The sequence below is a fragment of the Massilia agilis genome (genome assembly GCF_024756255.1).
In the GTDB taxonomy this organism is placed as follows: domain Bacteria; phylum Pseudomonadota; class Gammaproteobacteria; order Burkholderiales; family Burkholderiaceae_D; genus Telluria; species Telluria agilis.
This window is the reverse complement of record NZ_JANUHB010000002.1, coordinates 839,099-861,600: the sequence shown is the minus strand read 5'-3', so window position 1 is coordinate 861,600 and position 22,502 is coordinate 839,099. Positions and strand designations below refer to the sequence as shown.

Sequence of the window (22,502 nt, the reverse complement as noted above, 5' to 3'; positions counted from 1 at the left end):
GAGCCCACCCTACGTGAACGGAGGAGTCCGTTAGCGCATCTGGGTGAAGTTCACCGGCACATAGCGGTAGCCCTTGCCCTCGGTGCGCAGGTGGCCCATGCCGGGGAATTGCAGGTGCGCACCGCCGATCAGGTAGCCGCCCTTGGCTGCCGCGTCGAAGGTTTTCTTGCGCTCGGCGGCGGCGGTCTTCTCGTCGCTGTCAAAGCCGATCGTCACTTCCGGGTGCGCCATCTGCACGCCGGCCACGTGGATCAGGTCGCCGATCAGTACCAGCTTCTGGCCCTGGCTTTCCACCGTGTAGGTGGTGTGGCCCGGCGTGTGGCCGTGGCCGGTGTTGGCGCGCACGCCCGGCACCAGCTCGACGTCGCCGTCGAAGGTTTGCAGCTTGCCGGCCTTGACGTACGGGGCCAGCACACCCTGTGCGGCCTGGAAGTAGCCCTTCTTGTCGGCCGGCGCCTTGTTCATGACCTCTTCGCTGAGCCAGAAGTCGGCTTCGTGCTTGGCCGCGCGCACGATGGCGTTGGGGAACACGGCCTGGCCGTTACTGGCCAGCCCGCCCACGTGGTCGCCGTGGAAGTGGGTGATGTAGATTTCGTCCACCTGCTCGGGCTGGTAGCCGGCGGCCTTCAGGTTGGCCACCAGCTTGCCCAGGGTCGGGCCGAACAGCGCGCCGGCGCCGGTGTCGATCAGCACCAGCTTGCTGCCGGTGTTGACCAGGTAGGCGTTGTCCGAAGTTTCCAGCGGCACTTTTTGGAAGGATTTGGCCAGCTCGGCACGGGTCTGCTCGGGCTTCTGGTGCAGCAACTGGTCCACCGGCAGGTCCACCGTGCCGTCCGACAGCGGCGTGACTTCGAAGGCGCCCAGCATCACCCGGAAGTAGCCGGGGGCAGGGGTCTTGGCCATCGGCGCGGCGGCGAAGGCCGGGCCGGCGGCGCAGGCCACCGCAGCGGCGGCCACAAGGGAGGCGAGGACGTGCTTGTTGAATTTGCTGGTCATGTTCTTATCCTGTCGAGCGATGGGTTTGTCGCTGCACGCGGCAGCACTGTTGTTGCGGTGCATTTTTTGCACTGTTGAGTATCGTACATGAACAGGCGCGGCGCCGCTTGCCCCCTGCATGGGGTGGCTCCTGCAAGGCCAGCGTGGCTGTGGTCTAATTGCGCCTCTGGAAATTTTGGAAGTGGTTGCGCCGATGGCGGTAATGGGGAAAGACTGGCTGCGCGAATTCTGGCCGCAGCCGAATACGGCGAGCACCACCGAACGGGGCAGGGCGGCGTCCGGCGCGCTGCTCGGGCTGCTGCTGACCGGTGCACTCAGCCATATGGCGCTGGGCGGCAAGGGCGCCTACCTGATCGCGCCGATGGGGGCGTCGGCCGTGCTGCTGTTCTGCCTGCCGGCCAGCCCGCTGGCGCAGCCGTGGTCGATCCTGGCCGGCAACCTGGTGTCGGCGCTGGTGGGCATTTTTTGCGCGCACCTGATCGGTTCGCCGCTGCTGGCGGCACCGCTCGCGGGCGGCGTGGCGATCGGGGTGATGTTCTACCTGCGCTGCCTGCACCCGCCCGGCGCCGCGGTGGCGCTCAACGCGGTGCTGTGGGGCTTTGCCGCGCATCCCGGCACCTACCTGACGGTGGTGATGCTCAATTCGCTGCTGCTGGTGCTGGTGGCGCTGGCGTTCAACAACCTGACCGGGCGCCGCTATCCACACCCGCAGCGCTCCAGCATGACCAACACCCATGCCACGCGCGATCCCGTTCCCACCGCGCGCCTGGGCTTTGCCAAGGAAGACCTGGATGCGGCGCTGGCGCGCTACGGCCAGGTGCTGGACGTGAGCCGGGACGACCTCGAGCACATCCTGTTCGAGACCGAGATGCATGCCTACGGGCGGCGCTTCGGCGTGATCACCTGCGGCGAGATCATGTCCAGGGACGTGGTGACGATCGAGCCCTCGGCGCCGCTGGCGCTGGCCTGGCGGCTGCTGCGGCGCCACCGCGTGCACGCGCTGCCGGTGCTGCGGCGCGACCGGCGCGTGGCGGGCATCGTGGGGCAAAGCGATTTCCTGCATCACGCGGGGCTGGACGAATACCGCACGGTGGGGGAGCGCCTGGGCGAGCTGGCGGGCCTGGTGTTTGGCTACCGCCCGGACCGGCCGGAGGTGGTGGCGCAGATCATGACCACCGACGTGAAGACGGTGCGCGCGGACGAGCCGATCGCCGAACTGGTGCCGCTGATGGCCAACAGCGGCCTGCACCACATTCCGGTGGTCGATGCGGACGGGGTATTCGTCGGGATCGTGAGCCAGTCGGATCTGCTGGCGGCGATGTATGAGGTGCGGCTGAGGGCCGCCTGAGACGGTAGGGTGGGCAGGTCTTCCTGCCCACGCGTTCAACCAGCGTCTGCGGCTCCGTGTGCGATTCGGCCCGCAAGCGCCGCTTGAACGCGTGGGCGGGAGACCCGCCCACCCTACGGGTCACGCATCAGCGCCGCAGCACTTCTTGTACTTCTTGCCGCTGCCGCAGGGGCAGTCGTCGTTGCGGCCGACCTTGGCTTCGTCGCGCTTGACGGTTTCCACCGCCGGCTTCCTGCGCGGCAGCCAGAACCGGTGGATGGCCGGCAGGTTGGCCTCGATCTCGAGCGCCAGCTTGTGCGCCTTGGCCGGGTCCTCGACCTCGGGCAGCTCCTCTTCGTCGATCTCGTCGGCGCCCAGCAGGTAGATCGGGCGCATCAGGTCGGCCACTTCCGAATCCCAGATCTCGTCCCAGGAACCGGGGCGCAGCTCCATGCCTTCCCAGAAGCCCCAGCACCAGGCCTCGGCGTCGATCAGCGTCTGGCCACCGACTTCGTGCTCGCAGTACAGCGGCTCGAATTCCTTGGGCGCGACCTCGAACGTGACCAGCACTTCGTTCATGAAGCGCATGATCAGGTTGACGATGTGTTCTTCTTCCTTGTTGTTCTTCCATTTCGGCGCGACGCCTTCCTCGCCCCACACGCGCGGCAGCCATTCGGCCGGCATGATGGTCTCGGGCCCGATCGCGATCGCGGTCAGGTAGCCGTGCAGGGTGTCCATGGTCATCGCGTCTTCCGGGCTGCGGTCGGACAGCAGGAAGCGGTCGAGTTCGTCGAATTCTTTTTCGGTCAGGGGCTGGTCGAGGTGCATGATTGCTCTTGTTGCGGTGAAGCCGCCAGTTTAACGCCTGCGAGCTGGCGAGCGCACGAAATTATGCTGCCGGACTTACAATAGCGCCCATGGACCCTACTCGCGACAACCCGGAATCGCCCTTGCTGCACCCCTACGAACGACTCGACCCGGACCGGGTCCTGGATGCCGTCGAGAGCGTCGGCCTGCACGGCGACGGACGCCTGCTGGCGCTGAACAGCTACGAGAACCGGGTGTACCAGGTCGGGCGCGACGAGGGCGCGCCGGTGGTGGTCAAATTCTACCGGCCCGGGCGCTGGACCGAGGCGCAGATCCTGGAAGAGCACGCGTTCGTGGCCGAACTGGCTGAGCGCGAGGTGCCGGTGGTGCCGGCGCGGGTGCTGGATGGCAAGACGCTGCACGCGTTCGATGGTTTCCTGTTTGCCGTTTTCCCCAGCCGGGGCGGGCGCGCGCCGGAGCTGTCGGACCCGAAAACGCTGGAATGGATCGGGCGTTTCATCGGCCGCATCCATGCGCTGGGCGGCGTTGCGCCATACCGGCAGCGCCCGGCCATCGACCCGGACACCTTCGGGCGCCAGCCGCGCGACTACCTGCTGCAGCACGGCTTCATTCCGCCCGACCTGCTGGCCACCTACCGCAGCGTGGTGGACCAGGCGCTGGACGGCGTGGCGCGCTGCTACGAGCGCGCCGGCGACGTGAACCTGCTGCGGCTGCACGGCGATTGCCACTCGGGCAACGTGCTGTGGACCAACGACGGGCCGCACTTCGTGGACTTCGACGACAGCCGCATGGGGCCGGCGGTGCAGGACTTGTGGATGCTGCTGTCGGGCGAGCGCAGCGAGATGGTGCGCCAGATGGCCGACGTGCTGGCCGGCTACGAGGATTTCTGCGACTTCGACCCGCGCGAGCTGTACCTGGTCGAAGCGCTGCGCACGCTGCGCCTGATCCACTACTCGGGCTGGCTGGCGATGCGCTGGTCCGACCCGGCGTTCCCGGTGGCTTTCCCGTGGTTTAACACCCAGCGTTACTGGCAGGACCGCATCCTGGAACTGCGCGAACAGGTCGCGTTGATGGATGAGCCACCCCTGTGGCCGGTCTGACAATTCCTGCTTTTGAACACCGGAATTGAGCGGGTTTTCCGCGTCTCCTTTGGGCGCTGAAGGCCGGGGCGGGGGCGGATAATCGACGCGAGACCCCTTCCAGCGCGCCAACGAGACCCCTGATGCACCCTGAGCCGAACCAGCCGAACGACGCCGACCTGATCATCGACCTGCCGCCCGCCGCGGACGGCCCGGTCGTGGCGCACGAAACCCGCGCGCCGCTGGCGATGGACGACATCAAGCTGGCCATTGCCCGCGTCGAGGCCGAGGCCAAGGCCAATTGCGCCGCCGGCAGCCGCGCCGCCGCCGAGGCGCAGGCGCGCCAGCTGGCCGAGCAGCGCGCGGCAATGGACGCCGAGGCCGCCGCCGCGGCGCTGGCCAGCGTGCAGGCATCGGAAGAGGCGATCGAGGCCAACCGCGACCGCGTGGACGCCCTGCGCGCCGCCGCCAAGGCCGCCGCCGAGCGGCTGGAAGCGGTGCGCGCCGAAACGGCCGAACTGCGCGCGCGCATGGAAGCCGACACCCACATCCGCCTGGCCGCCGAAGCGCGCGCCCGCAGCGAGGAAGAGGCGCGCCGCCGCGCCGCCGAACAGATCGAAGCCGAAGCCGCACTGGCGGCCAGGGCCGCGCAGGCGGCCGACGAGCTGCTGCACCAGACCGAGCAGGCGCGCCTGCAGGCGGCCGAACGGGTGGCCGCCGTGCACGCGGCCAAGGAAGAAGTGCTGCACAGCGCCAGTGCCGACGCGCGCGTGGCGATCCTGGCGCGCGAACGCGAGCGCGCCGAGAAGGAAGCACGCCAGACCGCCGAGAAGCTGGCCGAGGCCGAAGCCGAGGCGCTGGAGCTGGCGCGCCAGCGCGAGCGCGCGGACCAGATCGCGCTGGCTTCAAGCTTCGCCCGCGCCGGCGCCGAGGCGCGCGCGCTCGAGGAGGCCAGGGCACTGGCACACATCGAACAGGAACGCGAGGCGACCGCGCTGGCGCAGGCCGAGTCCGAGCGCATCGCCGCGCAATCGCTGCGCATGCGCCTGCAGACCGAGAAGGAACTGCGTGACGCCGCGCTGCACCGCGAGCGCCTGGAAAAGACCGCGCTGGCCGCCGCCGAAGCGCGGCGCGAAGCGGAAGCGCGCATCATGGCCGCGACCGAGGCCCGCATCGAGGCCGACCGCAAGCTGCGTGAGGTGGCGTTCGAGCGCGCTCGCGCCGAGGAAGAGGCGGGCATGCAGGTGGAGGCCAAGTTGGCCGCCGAAACCATCGCCGCGCAGCAGGCCAAGGAACGTGCCGCGGCCGACGAGGCGGCGGCGCAGGCAGCCCAGCGCGAAGCCGAGGAACAGAAGCGCCAGCGCCAGCTGGCCGAGGAGCGCGCGGCGCTGGCCCAGCAGGAGGCCGACGCGCGCGCCGCCGAGAACGATGCCGAGCAGCGCGCGCTGGCGGCGATGGCGCAGCAGGTCGAGCAGCAGCGCCTGGCGGCCGAAGCCGCAACGCGCCGGGCCGAGGAAGCCGAGCGGCTGGTGGCTGCCGAGCGCGAGCGCGCCGAGGCGGAAGGCGCGGCGCTGGCCCAGTTGCAGGAAAAGCTCGAGGTCGAGCGCCAGACCACCGCTGCCGCCCAGGCCCGCGCGCAGGCCGAGCAGGAAGAAACCGCGCTGCTGCGCGAGAAGGCCGAGGCCGAACGCCGCATCGAGCAAGCCAAGCGTGCGGCGGTCGAAGCGACGCGCCTGGCTGCGGCCAAGGTGGTCGAAGAGGCCGAGCACGAGGAAGCGGCCGCCGCCGCCGTGCAGGCACAGGCGCAGCGCGCGGCTGAACTGGCGCGCGCGCAGGCCGAGCGCGCCGCAGCCGAGCAGCAGAAGCTGGCGCTGCTGGACGAAGCGATTGCGGCCGAACGGGAAGCCACGCAGGCCGCGCGCGAGGCGCTGCTGCTGGCCGAGCAAAAAATGACGGCCCAGCGCGAACAGGCCGAGGCCGAGGCGCGCGCCAACCAGGCGGCGAACGCTAAGCTGGCCTCGGAACTGGCGTGCGCGCGCGCCGCCGAGGCACGGGCGCAGGCGCTGGAAGAAGAGGCGCTGATGGCGCGCCAGCAGGAACTGGCCGAGCAGGCCGCGGCGCAGGCGGCCATCGACAAGCGCGAGGCGCAGCGCGCGCTGCTGGAGAAGGCACAGGCGCACGCCGAGATGCAGCGCAAGGTCGCGCAGGCCACGGCCGAGATGGCGCAGGCCAAGCAGGAGCTGGCCGAGTTCGAAAGCCGCCGCTACGACGACCAGATGGCCGAGGTGGCCGCGACCAAGCAAGTGCTGGGCGAGCGCAAGGCCGAGGCCGAGCAGCGCGCCGCATCCGAAGACCTGACGCGCGAGGTGATCGACCGTATCAAGCAGCCGTCGGCGGCGCAGGCAGCCAAGCGGCTGGCGACGGTCATCCCGCGCCGAGGTTGATCCAGCCTGACGGGGGCACTAGCCTTCTCATCAATAATTGAACGGCGCGCATTTGTCGCGCCGTTCGCGTTTGCGGTTGCAGCCGTGCGCGCGTGGGGTCCATCAACCTTGACGGGATAAGCACGTGAGCGAGAGCGCGCCAGGAACCAGACAAGCTGCGGTGCACCGCGGTCGCATCCTCTCAAGGTGGTCCGGTTAACGATTCGGAGTCGTGGGCGCAATCCGTGCCGTTACCGGTCGCGAACGGTATATAGCTCGCGAACAGTCTCCAGGCTAGGCATGATAAGGTGGAGGCGGCGCTGCGTTCCAAGGCGTTCGACGATGCCCGCCGCTTCATGCGCAACGCGGCGGCGCACGGTGGTGTCGCCGCACACACGGCCAAATCCTTCCTGGTGCGGGGCGATCGCCACGGACGGCGGGTCGACATTGAAGTACAAAGCGGTATGGCATTCGGATGAGCACTTTTCTCTACGAAAATTTTTTGGAAGACAAGCAGGAGTACGTAGCCTTGCGTTCCTTCTGGATAAGGCAGCTGGCCGCGGCTTTGCCGCCGGGGGAAGTCTGTCAGCCCTACGCCAACGACAAGTACGCGGACGGTGAGCTGTTCTTTGATGGCAACCCCATCGCCAGCGTTATCTGTTGGAGAGCGCTGCGTGCAGTAAGAATTGTCCAGGAGTCACCTGCCGGACTTGGAGAAATTTACACGAGCTGGGCCAGTGCGATCACGCTGCAGCGCCCGGACCAGCCGGTGCCAATCGCGGTCGATGAAAAGGTGATCGCACTGACCTTGACCGAACGTACGCTTGAGCGTGCCCTCAAGGAAATCCGAGGCTGGTTACTGAAAGACGAGACTGCTCACTGATCCGGTGCGTCAGTCTCGCCCTTCCTGGTCGCCTGGCTGGCGCTATCCCACTACAACAGGACTCGTCGATCCAAATCCGAGCGTGATCCGCGTGCGCTTGTCCAGCGGGTTGGACGGCGCGGTGCCGTTGTCGTTGAGCGGCTTGACCTTGTTGTAGTCCACCACGAAGCTGTCCGCCGTCACCGTCGCCACCGCATAGCCTTGCGCGTCGTGGTCGCCATACACCAGGTCGGGATTGTGGTCGAGCAGCAGGCGGTCGAGCGCGCGCGGGATCGCGGCCAGGTCCGTCAGCGCGGACGAGCCGAGCTTGCCCAGTTCCTGCAGGATCTCGTGGTAGTACGACAGGCTGCTGACGCCCGCGCCGACGAAATCGACCATCACCGGCGTGCCGACCGACGGGTCCGGGTTGTCGCGCACCACGCCGCACTGGAAGGCGTGCAGGTCGCCCGACACCGCCACCACGTTGCGGATGTTCTGCGCCTTCAGGTAGCTCATCAGCTCCGCACGGGCGGACGGGTAGCCGTCCCACACGTCGGCATTGAGCACGTACAGCTGGTCATACGGCGCCGGGACCTTGCCGCGCAGGTCGAGCCACATGCGGTTGAGCGTGACTTCGTTGCCCCACACCTTCCAGCGCGCGGTCGAGGCGCGCAGGGTGTTCTTCCACCACGTGGCTTGCGTCTGGCCGAGGATCGACGGCACATGGCCCAGCGCGATGGTGTCGGCCCGCTCCGCCCCCAGCAGCACGTCGCGGATCACCAGGCTGCGCGCGCCGATGTAGTCGTCTCCGTGCACCGGGTCGTGGCCCTGCATTTCGGCCACCAGCGACTCGGCCACCACGTGGTCGTCGCGGTACAGGCGCTCGTCCGTCATCACAAGGTGCAGCAGGGTGCCGAAGCGGAAGTCGCGGTACAGGCGGATGTTGTCGTAGGCCGGGTTGGACAGGTCGAACGAGACGTCGCCGAAGTCCACCGGCATGTACTCGGCCCAGGCCTGGTTGGCATTGCGCCGGCGCTGGGTTTCGCGCGTGTTGCTGTTGTCGTAGGTCTGGTGGTCCTGCCAGCAGTCGTCCGAGAATTCGTGGTCGTCCCACACGCCGATCATGGGGAAGCGGCGGTGCACCTCTTGCAGCCGGGTGTCGCCGCGGTAGGTTCGGTACAGGGTGCGGTAGTCTTCCACGCTGGTGGCGTGGATACCTGCCGTGCTGCCGGGGTTGGGCACGCCGTTGGGCAGCGTGATGTAGCCGTGCGCCGGTTCGGCCTGGCCGCGGTGGAACGAGGTATCCACCGCTTCGTAGATGTAGTCGCCCACGTGCACCACGAAGTCGAGCTGCTCCTGCGCCAGCAGCGTGAACGCGCCCCAGTGGTTGTAGCTCCAGTCCTGGCACGAGAGCCAGGCAAAGCGCAGCGATTGCGGGGTGCTCGACGCCGCCGGGGCGGTGCGGGCCATGCCCACCGGGCTGGTGTTGGCCCCGGCCACGAAGCGGTAGTAGTACGGCGTGCCGGGCGACAGGCCCGTGACCTTGGCGCGCACCGTGTAGTCCCAGGCGGGCAGGGCGGACAGCCCCACACTTGCGACGATGCTCGAGAAGGTGTCGGACAGCGAGAGCTCGAGCCGGATCGCGCGCGGGCCGGCGGCGCCGGTGCCCGGGTAGCGCGTCCAGAACACGATGCTCGATTCCTTGGGGTCGCCGCTGGCCACGCCCTGCGGGAAGGCGGTGTTGGCCGGCGGCGGTGGATTGCCGCCCCCGCCGTCGCCATCGCCGTCATTGCCGCCCGCGTGGCAGCCCGCCAGGCCGCCGGTGGCGCTCGCGACCGTGTAGAACATTGCGCTGCGAATAAACGCCCGTCGATCCATGTGAGGCTCCCGTGAACGCTTGTTTGCCTGAAGCGTAGGGGAAGGGCGGACGGGCGCGTTTGATCGCGCTCAGGTGTATCCTGCTGAACGGTTCATGATGTTGTGATATGGCGGCCGAATGGATGAGGCCGGTTTGATCCGTGCTACATATTACCGGCGCCCGTCGGGCGCTGGCCGCCGCCGCTCACTTTTTCGACGAAGTATTCGGTCTCGCCAAAGCAGGTGGTGGGCACGCCCTTGTGCTGGGCGTAGGTGATCTGCACGCGCTGGCCCATCAGCGGCAGCATCTGCTGCACCACGGCCGGGTCGCGCACGGTGAAGGTGAAGCGCTCGGGAATGGCGCCGGGCATGCTCGACAGCAGGATCTCGCCTTCCCAGGTCTTGCACAGCCAGCCTTTCTTCGACAGCTTCTGCAGGTAGCCGGCGCGCTCGCCCTCGGAGTACGACCATGACAGCGTGATCCAGACATACAGGGAGAACAGCAGGGCAACGGCAACGAGCAGGGACAGCAGGATCGCGCTGGCGCGCTTTGGCAGGGTCATCGGCATGGTCTGGTGGCGTAACAAGTTGGGCGGTGGGCGTGCCGCACCGCCGGGTAAGCGCGTCCATTCTGCCACGGGCGCGTCGATTGTCAAACTGTCACGCGTTCACGCCATACGCGCGCGCCAGCGGCGCCAGCCCGCCGCGGTAGCCCTGGCCCACTGCCCGGAACTGCCAGTCGCCGTTGCTGCGCACCAGCTCGCCCACCACCATCGAGGTCTGTTCGGCGCAGTCCTCGGGCAGCTCGTAGCGGGCGATCTCGCGCTCGGTGTCGGCGTTCAGGCAGCGCAGGAAGGCGTGGTTGACCATGCCCAGCGTCTGCCCGGGCGTGTCCGGGTCGTGGATGGTGACCGCCACCGCGATGCGGGCGATGTCCGGCGGCACGTGGGCCAGGTCCACTTCGAGCCGCTCGTCGTCGCCGCTGGCCACGTCGATCCGGCTGTCGGTGGTGCGCTCGACCGAGCCGTCCTCGGAGCGCAGGTTGTTGTAGAAGACGAAGTCGCCGTCGTCGCGCACCTTGCCGTCCGCGCGCAGCATGAACGCGCTGCCGTCCAGGTCCACGCCGATGCTGCCGGCCTCGCGCGGCTCCCAGTTCAGGCCGAGGATCACGCGCTTGACGCCCGGGTCTTCCTTGGTCAGGCTGACATTGCCGCCTGTTTTCAGGCTGATCGCCATGGGACTTTCCTTTCTTGGATGAGCTAGGCCAGCTCCGGCTTGCCCTCGTCTGCGCGCGCCATCCGCTTGCGGTAGCGGATCGACGACCACAGCGACACGAGGATGAACACGACGCCGGACAGGCCGGTGAACCATTCGGGGATCTCGTACTCCACGCTGAGGAACATGATCAGCGCCAGGATGCCGATTGCGTAGTGCGCGCCGTGCTCGAGGAACACGAACTGGTCGAGCGTGCCGCGCCGGACCAGGAACACGGTGAGCGAGCGCACGAACATGGCGCCGATGGCCAGCCCCAGCATGATGATGACCACGTCGTTGGAGATGGCAAATGCGCCGATCACGCCGTCAAAGCTGAACGAGGCGTCCAGCACCTCCAGGTACAGGAAGCCGCCGATGCTGCCGCGCGAGATGATCTGGCCGATGGCCGGGTCGTGCTCTTCTTCCTCGAGCAGCCCGCTGATCCAGTCCACGCCCACGTACACGGCCACCCCGACCACGCCGGCGATGAGCACCGGCAGCTGGTCGGCCGGCCCCACCAGGTTCATGGCGCCGAACGCGGCCAGCAGCGTCAGCAGCACGGCCAGCCCTTCGGTGCCATATTTGCCGACCTTTTCCTCGATCTTGCCCAGCCAGTGCAGTTGCTTGTCGCCGTCGAACAGGAAGTTGAGGAAGACCAGCAGCAGGAAGGCGCCGCCGAACACCGCCACCTCGGCATGGCGGGCGGCCAGGTGGCGCGCATAGATGTCCGGGGTGGCCACGGCCATGTGCCAGACGTCGACCAGCCCGAGCCCGGTGGCCACCGCGACTATGGCCAGCGGAAATACGAGCCGCATGCCGAACACGGCCACGACGATGCCCACCGTCAGGAACAGGCGCTGCCAGAATGCGTTCCAGCCGCGCAGCACGGTGGCGTTGACCACCGCGTTGTCGAACGACAGCGACACCTCCAGCACGCCGAGCACGGCCGCGATCCACAGCGCGCCCAGCAAGCCCGGCACGCCGCCATGCATATAGCCCCACCAGCCCGCCAGACCCAGCAGCACCACGGTGACGATGATCGACAGCCTGAAATGTTGCATCAGCTCTCCCTTCCCTGTTGAAGGAATATTACTGGCTCCCATCGGCGGGTGGCGCAAGGAAGGTCGCCGCGGGGGCCGGGTTCTGAGATAATGCCGCGCGCTCAACATTTTCTGGAACAAGCATGGATTTCGCATATCTGGTAACTCCGCTGCTGACCTGGGTGGCGGTCGGTCCGATCAAATTCCTGATCAACAGCGCGCGCCAGCGGCGCTGGGCGTTCAACCTGGTGGGCAATGGGGGCTTTCCGAGCAACCATAGCTCGGTGGTCACCAGCATGGCGACCCTGATCGCGCTGCGCGAGGGGATCGGCCATCCGGCGTTCGGGGTCGCGGTGACGCTGGCCTTCATCGTGATGATCGACGCCAACAGCCTGCGCCAGCACGTGGGGCGCCAGGCGGCGGCCATCAACCGGCTCGCCAAGGATGATGCCGCTCATACCTGGCTGCGCGAACGGATGGGGCACACGCTGGTCGAAATCGGCGGCGGCATTTGCACCGGCATCGCGATGGGCTTCCTCATCCACGCCCTGTTTAAATAGGCAACAGTTTGTAGGGTGGGCTCTTGAGCCCACGCGGTCTGGCACGCGGCGCGTGCGTGCAGGTGGGCACAAGTGCCCACCCTACGTCCCCTGTCCGCGGACGACCCGGACAGGCCGGACAGTTTTCCCTGCATTTCATCCCGGCCGGGATGCAGTTCGTCGCCTTATAACGCAGTTCATCCATCGATTCCGGCAACCGGCGGCGTCTTTAATTGACGCTTGTAGCGGCCTCTAGGATACTGCGCGCTGGCTGTATTTATTCGCATATTCATAAGAACCCAAAAGTCCATTCCTCGGAGATTGACAATGCTGCGTAAAACTATTCTCGTCCTTGCCATGGGAGCGGCGCTGGCCGCCTGCAGCAAGGGGCCCGCGCAACCGGCCCAGGCGGCCAACGGCAAGGATGCGAAGCCGGTCCAGTTGTTGGTCTCGCAGGAAGACTTGCTGACGGTGCAGAGCAACTCGCTGGTGTCCGGCCCGGTCATCACCGGCTCGATCCAGCCCGAGCGCCGCGCCGACCTGCGTGCCGAGGTGCAGGCGGTGGTGTTGCAGGTACTCAAGGAGAATGGCGAGCCGGTCAAGAAGGGCGACGTGCTGGTCAAGCTGGACGAGACCTCGATCCGCGACAGCCTGCTGTCGGCCCAGGAAGCGGTGCGCGCCTCGAGCCAGGCCTTCGACCAGGCCAACCGCCAGGTCGAGCGCCTGAAGACGCTGCGCGCATCGGGCATGGTCTCGCAGCAGGCCTTCGACGACGCCGAAGTGCGCCGCAACAATGCCCAGAGCGACCTGTCGGCTGCCCGTGCGCGCGAAGTGTCGGCGCGCCAGCAGCTCGGCCGCACCGTGGTGCGCGCGCCGTTCGACGGCATCGTGTCCGACCGCAAGGTGTCGAACGGCGACACCGCCTCGATCGGCAAGGAACTGCTGAAGGTGATCGACCCGAGCAGCATGCGCTTCGAGGGCCGCGTGTCGGCCGACAAGATCAGCCAGGTCAAGGTGGGCCAGCAGGTGGCGTTTCGCATCAACGGCTACGGCGACCAGCCGTTTGCCGGCACCGTCAAGCGCATCGACCCGGCCGCCAACGACGTGACGCGCCAGGTCGAGGTGCTGGTCAGCTTTGCCGGCCAAAGCGCGCAGCCGCGCGTGTCCGGCCTGTATGCCGAAGGGCGCATCGACGCCGAGACCACCGACGCGCTGATGCTGCCGGAAAGCGCGCTGGTGCGCGCCGGCGACAAGACCTATGCCTGGCGCCTGAATGGCAAGAGCATCGCCAAGGTGGACGTGCTGCTGGGCGCGCGCGACCAGCGCACCGGCAAGCTGGAGATCAAGGGCGGCCTGAAGAGCGGCGACGCGGTGCTGCGCAACCCTGGTTCGAGCCTGAAGGACGGCCAGCCGGTGGAGCTGTCGGTTGGCAAGGTGGCCAGCGCAGGCAACCCGGTGCAGGGGAAGTAAGCCATGTTCCTGTCCAATTTCAGTGTCAAGAAGCCAGTCGCCACGGTCGTGCTGATCCTGGCGATGATGTGCCTGGGCCTGCTCGCGCTCAACAAGCTGCGCGTGAACCAGAACCCGGACGTGGAGCGTCCGCTCATCATCGTGACGATCCCGTACCCCGGCGCCTCGCCCGATACGGTCGAGCGCGAGGTGGTCAACCGCCTGGAAAAGTCGATGCAAAGCATCCAGGGCGTGACCGATATCAGCGTGGACGTGAACGAGAGCCAGGCCCAGTTCTGGCTTGAATTCGACTTCAAGCGCAACCTGATCGAAGCCTCGGACGACATCCGCAACGCCATTGCCTCGGTGCGCTACAAGCTGCCGGTGGACATGCGCGAGCCGATCCTGTCGCGTTTTGACATGTCGGCCATGCCGGTGATGTCGATGGCGCTGTCGTCCTCGACCCTGTCGCACGCGGAGATCTCGCGCCTGGCCGAGGACGTGCTGGCCGACAAGTTCCGCGGCATCGATGGCGTATCCACGGTGCAGGTGACCGGTTCGCTCAAGCGCGAGCTGTCGGTGCTGCTGCACGCCCAGCGCCTGCGCGAATACAACGTGTCGGTGGGCGAAGTGGTCAACGCGCTGCGCAGCCAGAACACCAACGCCCCGGTGGGCAAGGTGCGCGGCACGCTGGACGAGAAGAGCATCCGCCTGGTCGGCCGCATCGAGCGCCCGGAGGATTTCTCGCAGGTGGTGGTCAAGCGCAACGGCGACACCATCGTGCGCCTGAACCAGGTGGCCGACATCAAGGATGGCTACGCCGACATCAACAGCATGTCGATCCGTAGCGGCAAGTCGAACGTCGGCATCCACGTGTCGCGTTCGCGCGACGCCTCTACCGTGGCGATCGCGACCAAGGTGCGCGCCATGGTCGATGAGATCAAGAAAGACCTGCCGCCCGGTACCAACCTGGAAGTGGTGCGCGACGGCGGCAAGGACGCCCAGCGCAGCCTGAACAACGTGATCGAGTCGCTGGTGTTCGGCGCCGTGCTGACCGTGTTCGTGGTGTACGCCTTCCTCAACTCGTGGCGTTCGACCCTGATCACCGCGCTGTCGCTGCCAACCTCCGTGATGGCCGCGTTCATCGCCGTGTGGCTGTGCGGCTTCACGCTCAACTTCATGACCCTGCTCGGCCTGTCGCTGGCGATCGGCGTGCTGATCGACGACGCGATCGTGGTGCGCGAGAACATCGTGCGGCACATGGAAAGCGGCAAGGACCGCCGCACTGCCGCCCTCGACGGCACCGCCGAGATCGGCATGGCAGTGGCCTCGACCACGTTCTCGATCATGGCCGTGTTCATCCCGGTGGCGTTCATGCCGGGCGTGGCCGGCGAGTGGTTCCGTCCGTTCGCGCTGACCGTGGCGTGCTCGGTGGCGGTGTCGCTGTTCATCTCGTTCACGCTCGACCCGCTGCTGTCGGCCTTCTGGGGCGACCCGCCGGGCTACCACCATGCGCCCAAGACCGGCATTTCCAAGGTGCTGCAGCGCTTTAACGAGTGGTTCGACCGCCAGGCCGACCGCTACGGCAACGTGATTGCCTGGGCGCTGCACCACCGCCGCTGGATGAGCGCGATTGCCGTGGCCAGCTTCATCGGCGCGATCGCGCTGCACGCCAAGTTCGGCGGCTCGGCCTTCCTGCCGAAGATGGACGGCAGCAACCTGGCGATCGACGTGCGCACCCCGGCCTCGTCCTCGCTGGAATACGCCAAGCTGAAGATGGAAGAAGCGGCCGCGCTGGCACGCACGATTCCGGAAGTGAAGGAAACCAACAGCAATATCGCCCCCTCCGGTGGACGCATCTACGTGGACATCGGCATGCGCCAGACCCGCAAGCGTACCGGCTCGGAGATCGCGATCGAGCTGCGCCAGAAGGTCAGCCGCCTGGTGGGCGCCGAATACGTGGTGCAGGACGACCTGAACAACGGCGGCGGCAAGCCGGTCCAGATCGAGTTCACCGGCCCGGATTCGCGCAAGCTGACCGAACTGACCGGCAAATACATGGAGAAGCTGCGCCAGGTGCCGGGCGCGGTGGACGTGAGCCTGTCGCAGCAGGATCCGAAGGACGAGCTGCAGATCGAGCTGGACCGGGGCCTGGCCAACTCGATGGGGGTGTCGGTCAACGACGCGGCGCAAGCGCTGCGCGTGGCCTTCGCCGGCATCGAGGTGGGCGACTGGGTTGACCCGGGCGGCGAGACGCGCGACGTGGCGGTGCGCCTGGACCCGCTTGATCGCGTGACCACCGAGAACATCGAGCGCCTGCCGATCGCGGTGCCGGGTTCGAGCCTGATGGTGCCGCTCGACCAGATCGCGAAGATCACGATGGGCAAGGGCCCGTCCGCGATCGAGCACAAGAACGGCAAGCGCGTGATCACGGTGTCGGCCAATGTGCAAGGCCGCTCCAACGGCGAGGTGACGGCCGACGCGATGAAGCTGGCCAAGCAGATGGACTTCCCGCCGGGCTACGGCCTGTCGCTGGGCGGCGCCGGCCGCGACCAGCAGGAACTGTTCACCCAGATGGTGATCGCGCTGGTGTCGGGCATCGGCCTGATGTACCTGATCCTGGTGATGCAGTTCGGCTCGTTCACGGCGCCGCTGGCGGTGATGATGTCGCTGCCGCTGTCGCTGATCGGCGTGGTGCTGGCGCTGCTGCTGACCCACGGTACCATTAACCTGATGAGCCTGATCGGCATCATCATGCTGATGGGCCTGGTGGCGAAGAACGCGATCCTGCTGCTGGACGCGACCCGCTCACGCGAGGCCGCCGGCATCGACCGCGAGGAAGCGCTGATGGCTGCCGGCCGCTCGCGCCTGCGCCCGATCCTGATGACGACCTTCGCGCTGATTGCCGGCATGCTGCCGGTGGCGATGGCCTACGGCGAGTCCGGCCAGTTCTACCAGCCGCTCGCGATCGCGATCATCGGTGGCACGATCACCTCGACCATGCTGACGCTGCTGGTGGTGCCCACCTTCTACGACAGCATCGAGATCGCGCGCGACCGGATGTTCGCCAAGTTCCAGCGCCGTGCCGTGCGCTGGCATGTGCTGCCGGCGTTCGTGGCGACCTTCGTCGAAGCGATCCTGACGCTGACCTTCGTCCGCCTGGTGTTCCGCCTGGTGGTGCGGGGCGGGCGCAAGCTCACCGGGCGCACGGCGCCGCAGGCGGCGTAAGCCGGTGTGGCATGGCCAGCCCTGCGGGGCTGGCATGCGGTGTGCGGGGTAGGTTCCCAGGCAAGAGGAACCGATAGCGGGTTTGCGCGCCATGCGCGCTGCGGGAATACCGGTGGCGCGTTTGCCCGACGTGATCCGGCTGCGCAAACGGCAAAGCCGAGCAGCCAGCCGAGGCTGGTGCCCCAAGGCGTCGGCACAGCGGCGCTGCGTCGCGTCCGCTGCCCAACAACAAGTCCGTGCCGGCCTGCGCCGGCTCCAGAGCCCGCCCCGCGGGCTCTGGCCTTTTGCGCGGGGCCTTAGCGGCCGCCGCCAGACGAACCCGACGTGCCACCGGCCGGCGGCGTGGTCGTGGTGGTGGTGGTGGTGCTGCTGCTGGTGCCGGTTTCGCCAGTGGTGCCCGACGTGCCGCCCGTGGTGCCGCCGCTGGTGCCACCCGTGGTGCCGGTAGCGCCGGTGCCGGTGGTGCCGCCAGCAGTGCCGGTTGCGGTGCCGGTGTCGCCGGTGGTGCCGGTGCCGCCGGTGGTGCCGCCCGTGGTGCCGCTGGTGCCGGAGGTGGTGCTCGGCGTGGTCGCGGTGGTGTCGGTGGTGGTGGTGGTGCTGGTCGGCTCATTCTTCTTGCAAGCGCCCAGCACGCCCAGGCTTGCCATCAGGGCTGCGGTTACCAGGAATTTAGGTGCGTTGGTTAATGCTTTCATTGTTTATACTCCTCGTTCACGTCTATCTTGTGCCGCTGCGCCCAGGTGAGGCGCTGGACCACAGCGGCGCCAGTTCAGCCCCGCCCCAGGCCTGACCCGGCCGGGTGGTGGGACCCTCAGGGAACCGACGCAATACGCGGCCCCGTCGCAGTGCACGAATCCGACTGTCAACATTAGACTGGCGACGCTGCTGCCAGTTCGTCAAATTGCGCACTTCCTGCTTGAATCCGCCATACAGCCAGCGGAACTTGATGAAGGTCAGGAGCTGATCCTGGCCTTCATCCCCCCGGCGCGTGCCGGATGGCCGTTGCGCCGCCGGCCCTGCGGCCGGCAGCAATGTCCAGCAGCGCGGGAATCTCGTTGCACAGTTCCCGCGCCAGATAGCCGAGCGTGCCGCAGCGCGCCGCCAGCCGTTCGCCGGCGCGCGCATGCATCGCCACGCCCCAGCAGGTGGCCTGCGCCAGCGGCGCCCCGCGCGCCGCGCAGCCGCCGATGATTCCAGCCAGCACGTCGCCGGAGCCGGAGCTGGCCAGCCCGACGTTGCCGCCTTCGTGGCGCCAGCATTGCCCGCCCGGCTCGGCGATCCAGGTCACCGCGCCCTTGAGCGCGACCACCGCGTTCCAGCGCGCGGCCGCCTGCTGCGCATAGCGTGCCGGTGCGGCGCACACCTCGTCCTTGGAGGCGCCGGTCAGGTGCGCCATTTCGCCGGCGTGCGGGGTGAGCACCACCGGCTGGGCGAAGCGAAACGGCGCCGCGCCCGGTGGCGCATGCAGCAGCGTGCCCATGGCGCAGGCGTCCAGCACCAGCGCGGTGGCGCTGTCGTCCAGCCGCGGCAGCAGGGCGTGCACCAACGTGGCCGTGGCTGCCTCGTCCTGCATGCCGGGGCCGATCAGCACCGCGCTGACCCGGTCGGCCAGCGGATCGAGCCGCGCCACCGCGTCCAGCGCAAAGCCGCCGGCCTCGTTTTCGGCCAGGCCCAGCACGCGCGCCTCGGGGATCGCCAGCGCGACCAGCTGCGCCACGCTCTTGCCGGTGGCGATGGTGAGCTTGCCGGCGCCGGCGCGCAGCGCGGCGGTGGCGGCCAGGATCACCGCGCCCGGCATCTCGCGCGAGCCGCCCAGCACCAGCACGTGCCCGCGCGCTTCCTTGTCGGCGTCGCTGCCCGGCATGGGCAGCGGCCACGCGCGCAGCGCGCGGTCGTCGAGTTGGTGCACCAGCGGTGCGGCGGCCAGGTGGCTCATCGGTTCAGGCCTTGGCCGCGGTGGGCACGTCCTTGCCAACGGTGACCGGGGCGCCGGCTTGCTCGAGCGGGGCGACGAAGTTCAGCAGCTGCAGCGCCAGCTTGCCGCGCTTGCCCAGCGCCGGGTCGAAGCGGTACGCGGTGACCGAGCAGTTGGGCACGTCGCCGGCGCGGTCGGCCTCGAGGATCGCCGCTTCGTCGAGCCGCTCGATCAGGTAGCGGAAGCAGTTGACGATGACCTGGTGCGCGACGATCAGCACCCGCTCGCGGCAGTATTCGCGGGTGAGCGTGTCGAGCACGCTGCGCAGGCGCAGGATCACGTCGCACCAGCTCTCGCCGCCGGGCGGCCGGAAATAGAACTTGCCCACGTGCTGGCGTTGCTCGTACAGCTCCGGGTACTTGTGCTTGATGCCGTGCGTGGTCAGGCGGTCGAGGATGCCGAATTCCTTTTCGCGCAAGCGCTCGTCCACCTGCACCGCCAGCAGCTCGCTGCGGTCGAGCCGCTCCAGCACCGCCAGTGCCGTCTGGCGCGCACGCACGTAGGGCGAGTGCAGCACCACGTTCGGCTGGCGCGCCGCGGGCAGGGCGGCAAACCACATGGCCAGCGCCTCGGACTGGCGCACGCCCAGCGCCGACAGCGGCACGTCCACGTCGCGTTCGGCAATCTGGATGTGCAGCCCGGCCGCGGCCTCGGCCGCGTCGCGCGCGACGTTGCCTGCACTTTGTCCGTGCCGCACCAGCCAGATTTCCTGAGGCCACTTTTGCTCCATCACCCGCCCGCGACAAATATTGACACGGCGTCATCATAGACGGATTCGTCAGCCCGTTCGCGCACGATTCCTGTGGTTACGGAACAGCGTTGCTGCTGTGTTTTTTTCTTTGTTGGGGGCAAGTGCAATGTCGCAAAAACGCGGCAAAACGTGCGTCCGCGCACGGAAAGCGCGGGCCTGTGCAGAACGCCTGATCCGGCTCAGCCTGGCGCGCCGCTGCTGGCTTAGTCTGGCACTCGTGGAGCGTGCGAGGAGCGCGGGCCAACCCATCCGGAGGCAAGATCATGCGAACCAGAAAATCATTTACCATCGCCGCGTTCGTGGCGCTCACCGTGCCACTGCTGGCGCTGGCCGACCCGCGCTACACGGTCACGCCGATCGCCCCGGCGGGCAGCTGGGCCAGCGATATCAACGCCTATGGCCAGGTGGCCGGCACCATGCTCGTCCCAGGCGGCTCGCACGCGTTCCTGTTTTCGGACGGCACGCTCACCGACATCGGCACGCTCGGCGGCAGCATGAGCGAGGCGGCGCGCATGAACGACCTTGGCCAGGTGGTCGGCCGTTCCGCCACCGCCGACGCCTCGTTGGCGCCGTTCATCTACAGCGGCGGCACGATCGCGCAGGTGCAGGGACCCAACCTGCGCGATGTGGTGGGCATTAACAACGCGGGCGCGGTGACCGGCACGGCCTGGATACCCGACGCCGGCGATGGCGGCGAGTGGCACGCCTACATACTGGCGGGCGGCACGTTCACCGACCTGGGCACCGTCCCCAGCGTCGGCATCAGGTACAGCTATGGAACGGACATCAACGACGCGGGCCACGTCGTCGGTTATGGTTCCCCCGCGGACGGGGGCGGACCGCCGAACTGGCCGTCCAACCCCATCCTGTACCGCAACGGCGTCATGACCGACCTGGGCAATGACGGCTTCGCCGAAGGGGAGACCAGTTACGCCACGGCCATCAACGCCACCGACCAGGTGGTCGGCACGGTCGTCAACTTCCACCTGAGCGAGCCGTACTTCTATTATGGACAGGCGTTCCTGTACCAGGACGGCAAGCTGGCGCGGCTGGGCAGCTTCGGCCCGGACTTGTGGAGCTGGGCCGGCGACGTCAACAACCTGGGGCAGGTGGTCGGGCGCGGCGAACTGGGCGCCGGCACGCACGGCTTCCTGTACGAGCATGGCCTGTTCACCGACCTGAACACGCTGATCGACCCGGCCACCGGCTGGGTCGTCGAGGACGCGACCGGCATCAACGACCTCGGCCAGGTCGCGGGCCGCGCCTGCAAGGACGGGCAATGCTACGCGGTGCGGCTGGACCTGGTGTCGGCCGTGCCGGCGCCGCAGCAGGCGGCAACGCTGGCCGCCGGTTGTGGCCTGCTGGCGCTGGCGTCCCTGCTCAGGCGACCTGCTCGTCGCCGTCGAGGTTGACCTCGGCGTCGCTGTTAAACACCTGCAGGTCGGTCTCGCCCAGCACGCGGCTGGCAAAGGTGCCGGCCGCGATCGAGCCGCTGACGTTGATCGCGGTGCGGCCCATGTCGATCAGCGGCTCGATCGAGATCAACAGGCCCGCCAGCGCCACCGGCAGGTTCATGGCCGACAGAACGATCAGCGCGGCAAAGGTGGCGCCGCCGCCCACGCCGGCCACGCCCACCGAGCCGAAGGTCACCACCGCCAGGAGTTGCAGCAAAAAGGCCGGCGTCATCGGGTCGATGCCGACGGTGGGCGCGATCATCACCGCCAGCATCGCCGGGTAGATCCCGGCGCAGCCGTTCTGGCCCATCATCGAGCCGAACGAGGCGGCGAAGTTGGCGATGCCTTCGGGCGTGCCCAGGCGCGCGGTCTGGGTCTGCACGCTCATTGGGATCGCGCCGGCCGAGGTGCGCGAGGTGAAGGCGAAGGCCAGCACCGGGAAGATCTTGCGGAAGTAGCGGCGCGGGTTCAGGCCGACGCCGGTGACGATCAGCAGGTGCACGCACAGCATCAGCGCCAGCGCGCTGTACGAGGCCAGCACGAAGCTGATCAGGTTCAGGATGTCCTGCACGCTCGAGTTCGACACCATCTTGGCCATCAGCGCGAACACCCCGAACGGCGTCAGCCGCAGCACCAGGGTCACCATGCGCATCACGATCACGTGCGCGACGTGCACGAACTGGCTGAACGACTCGAACACTTCCGGCTTCTTGCCCGCAATGCCGGTGGCCGAGACGCCGATGAACACCGCGAACAGCACCACCGCAATGGTCGAGGTCTGGCGCGCGCCGGTCAGGTCGAGGAAGGGGTTGGCCGGAATGAACGACAGGATCATGCTCGGCAGCGAGATCTGCTGGGCGGTGGCAAGCTTGCCCTCGAGGTAATGGCCGCGCGCCACCTCGGCCGCCGACGAAGCCAGCCCGGCCGCGGTCAGGCCGAAGGTGCGCGCCATCAGGATGCCGATGGCGGCCGCGATCGCCGTGGTGACCATCAGCGCGCCGATCGTGAGCACGCTGATCTTCCCCAGCGAGCCGGCGTCGCGCAGCTTGAGGATGGCCTGGATGATCGAGACCATGATGAGCGGCATGATGATCATCTGCAGCAGGCGCACATAGCCTTCGCCGGCGATGTCCAGGTAGGCGCCCGTGTCGGCCAGCACCGCTGCGCCCGCCCCGTACACGGCCTGCATCCCGGCGCCCAGCAGCACGCCCAGGCCAAGCCCGGTAAAGACGCGCCTGGTGAAGGACACGTGGCTGGCCTGCAGCCAGTACAGCAGCACGCAGGCGGCGAGCGCGACGGCCACGTTGACGATCAGCGGAAGATTCATGGGTTCCTCGGTGGTTGGCTTGCGCTCAAGAAATTCAGTCGCAGCATTTTATAGGCAAAGCGGCAGCGTTGCAGCGCCGCGGTTACCAGGCTAAGGAATTCCTTACGGCAAGT

At 67.9% G+C, this 22,502-nt stretch carries 19 protein-coding genes; 9 read left to right on the top strand and 10 right to left on the bottom strand.

What is annotated here, in order from left to right; genetic code table 11:
• Positions 1 to 30: 30 nt before the first annotated feature.
• Positions 31 to 996: an MBL fold metallo-hydrolase gene (locus NX774_RS10900; protein WP_258822195.1), complete on the bottom strand. Its 966-nt coding sequence runs from the start codon at positions 994 to 996 to the stop codon at positions 31 to 33.
• Between the two features lie 202 nt (positions 997 to 1,198).
• On the opposite strand from NX774_RS10900, the gene NX774_RS10895 reads away from it, so the two are divergent.
• A complete protein-coding gene (locus NX774_RS10895; protein ID WP_258822194.1) occupies positions 1,199 to 2,344 on the top strand; it encodes an HPP family protein in 1,146 nt (381 codons plus the stop codon).
• 120 nt (positions 2,345 to 2,464) lie between these two features.
• Here NX774_RS10895 and NX774_RS10890 read toward each other — a convergent pair whose 3' ends face one another.
• A complete protein-coding gene (locus NX774_RS10890) occupies positions 2,465 to 3,151 on the bottom strand; it encodes a UPF0149 family protein (RefSeq protein WP_258822193.1) in 687 nt (228 codons plus the stop codon).
• A gap of 89 nt (positions 3,152 to 3,240) precedes the next feature.
• Here NX774_RS10890 and NX774_RS10885 point away from each other — a divergent pair, with 89 nt between their 5' ends.
• The 4 genes from NX774_RS10885 to NX774_RS10870 all read left to right on the top strand — a co-directional run bounded on the left by NX774_RS10885 (position 3,241) and on the right by NX774_RS10870 (position 7,536).
• A complete protein-coding gene (locus tag NX774_RS10885; protein WP_258822192.1) occupies positions 3,241 to 4,251 on the top strand; it encodes a serine/threonine protein kinase in 1,011 nt (336 codons plus the stop codon).
• Between the two features lie 122 nt (positions 4,252 to 4,373).
• The gene (locus NX774_RS10880; protein ID WP_258822191.1) at positions 4,374 to 6,674 is read left to right on the top strand and encodes a coiled-coil domain-containing protein; all 2,301 of its coding nucleotides are present in this window, start codon (positions 4,374 to 4,376) and stop codon (positions 6,672 to 6,674) included.
• A gap of 287 nt (positions 6,675 to 6,961) precedes the next feature.
• On the top strand, positions 6,962 to 7,132 hold the full coding sequence (locus NX774_RS10875; protein ID WP_258822190.1) for a hypothetical protein: 171 nt from the start codon (positions 6,962 to 6,964) through the stop codon (positions 7,130 to 7,132).
• Positions 7,129 to 7,536 (top strand): hypothetical protein, encoded by a 408-nt coding sequence (locus NX774_RS10870; protein ID WP_258822189.1) that lies wholly within the window; start codon positions 7,129 to 7,131, stop codon positions 7,534 to 7,536. The genes NX774_RS10875 and NX774_RS10870 overlap by 4 nt, the downstream gene beginning before the upstream one ends.
• Positions 7,537 to 7,578: 42 nt before the next feature.
• Here NX774_RS10870 and NX774_RS10865 read toward each other — a convergent pair whose 3' ends face one another.
• From NX774_RS10865 to NX774_RS10850, 4 genes are all read right to left on the bottom strand, one after another.
• A complete protein-coding gene (locus tag NX774_RS10865; RefSeq protein ID WP_258822188.1) occupies positions 7,579 to 9,393 on the bottom strand; it encodes an alkaline phosphatase D family protein in 1,815 nt (604 codons plus the stop codon).
• Positions 9,394 to 9,536: 143 nt separating this feature from the next.
• Entirely contained in the window at positions 9,537 to 9,935 is a 399-nt protein-coding gene (locus NX774_RS10860) for a DUF8785 domain-containing protein (protein ID WP_258822187.1), read from the bottom strand.
• Between the two features lie 97 nt (positions 9,936 to 10,032).
• On the bottom strand, positions 10,033 to 10,608 hold the full coding sequence (locus tag NX774_RS10855) for a TerD family protein (protein ID WP_258822186.1): 576 nt from the start codon (positions 10,606 to 10,608) through the stop codon (positions 10,033 to 10,035).
• A 23-nt stretch (positions 10,609 to 10,631) separates the two neighbouring features.
• On the bottom strand, positions 10,632 to 11,687 hold the full coding sequence (locus tag NX774_RS10850; RefSeq protein WP_258822185.1) for a DUF475 domain-containing protein: 1,056 nt from the start codon (positions 11,685 to 11,687) through the stop codon (positions 10,632 to 10,634).
• 122 nt (positions 11,688 to 11,809) lie between these two features.
• Between NX774_RS10850 and NX774_RS10845 the strand changes: the two genes are divergently transcribed.
• The 3 genes from NX774_RS10845 to NX774_RS10835 all read left to right on the top strand — a co-directional run bounded on the left by NX774_RS10845 (position 11,810) and on the right by NX774_RS10835 (position 16,882).
• Complete coding sequence (locus NX774_RS10845) at positions 11,810 to 12,226, top strand: divergent PAP2 family protein (RefSeq protein ID WP_258822184.1); 417 nt, start codon at positions 11,810 to 11,812, stop codon at positions 12,224 to 12,226.
• Between the two features lie 306 nt (positions 12,227 to 12,532).
• A complete protein-coding gene (locus NX774_RS10840) occupies positions 12,533 to 13,675 on the top strand; it encodes an efflux RND transporter periplasmic adaptor subunit (RefSeq protein WP_258822183.1) in 1,143 nt (380 codons plus the stop codon).
• Positions 13,676 to 13,678: 3 nt separating this feature from the next.
• Positions 13,679 to 16,882, top strand: a complete 3,204-nt coding sequence (locus NX774_RS10835) for an efflux RND transporter permease subunit (RefSeq protein WP_258822182.1) — start codon at positions 13,679 to 13,681, stop codon at positions 16,880 to 16,882.
• A 296-nt stretch (positions 16,883 to 17,178) separates the two neighbouring features.
• Here NX774_RS10835 and NX774_RS10830 read toward each other — a convergent pair whose 3' ends face one another.
• The 3 genes from NX774_RS10830 to NX774_RS10820 form a co-directional block, all read right to left on the bottom strand.
• Positions 17,179 to 17,577 (bottom strand): hypothetical protein, encoded by a 399-nt coding sequence (locus NX774_RS10830; RefSeq protein WP_258822181.1) that lies wholly within the window; start codon positions 17,575 to 17,577, stop codon positions 17,179 to 17,181.
• Positions 17,578 to 17,855: 278 nt separating this feature from the next.
• Positions 17,856 to 18,818, bottom strand: coding sequence for an NAD(P)H-hydrate dehydratase (locus NX774_RS10825; RefSeq protein WP_258822180.1), 963 nt, complete (start codon positions 18,816 to 18,818; stop codon positions 17,856 to 17,858).
• Between the two features lie 4 nt (positions 18,819 to 18,822).
• Positions 18,823 to 19,554 carry a histidine phosphatase family protein gene (locus NX774_RS10820; RefSeq protein WP_370660421.1) on the bottom strand — a complete coding sequence of 244 codons (732 nt, stop codon included), beginning with the start codon at positions 19,552 to 19,554 and terminating at the stop codon, positions 18,823 to 18,825.
• Positions 19,555 to 19,871: 317 nt separating this feature from the next.
• Between NX774_RS10820 and NX774_RS10815 the strand changes: the two genes are divergently transcribed.
• Positions 19,872 to 21,020: a DUF3466 family protein gene (locus tag NX774_RS10815; protein ID WP_258822178.1), complete on the top strand. Its 1,149-nt coding sequence runs from the start codon at positions 19,872 to 19,874 to the stop codon at positions 21,018 to 21,020.
• On the opposite strand, the gene NX774_RS10810 is transcribed toward NX774_RS10815, so the two are convergent.
• Complete coding sequence (locus tag NX774_RS10810) at positions 20,989 to 22,389, bottom strand: L-cystine transporter (RefSeq protein ID WP_258822177.1); 1,401 nt, start codon at positions 22,387 to 22,389, stop codon at positions 20,989 to 20,991. The two genes, NX774_RS10815 and NX774_RS10810, sit on opposite strands and share 32 nt — an antisense overlap.
• Between the last annotated feature and the right edge of the window lie 113 nt (positions 22,390 to 22,502).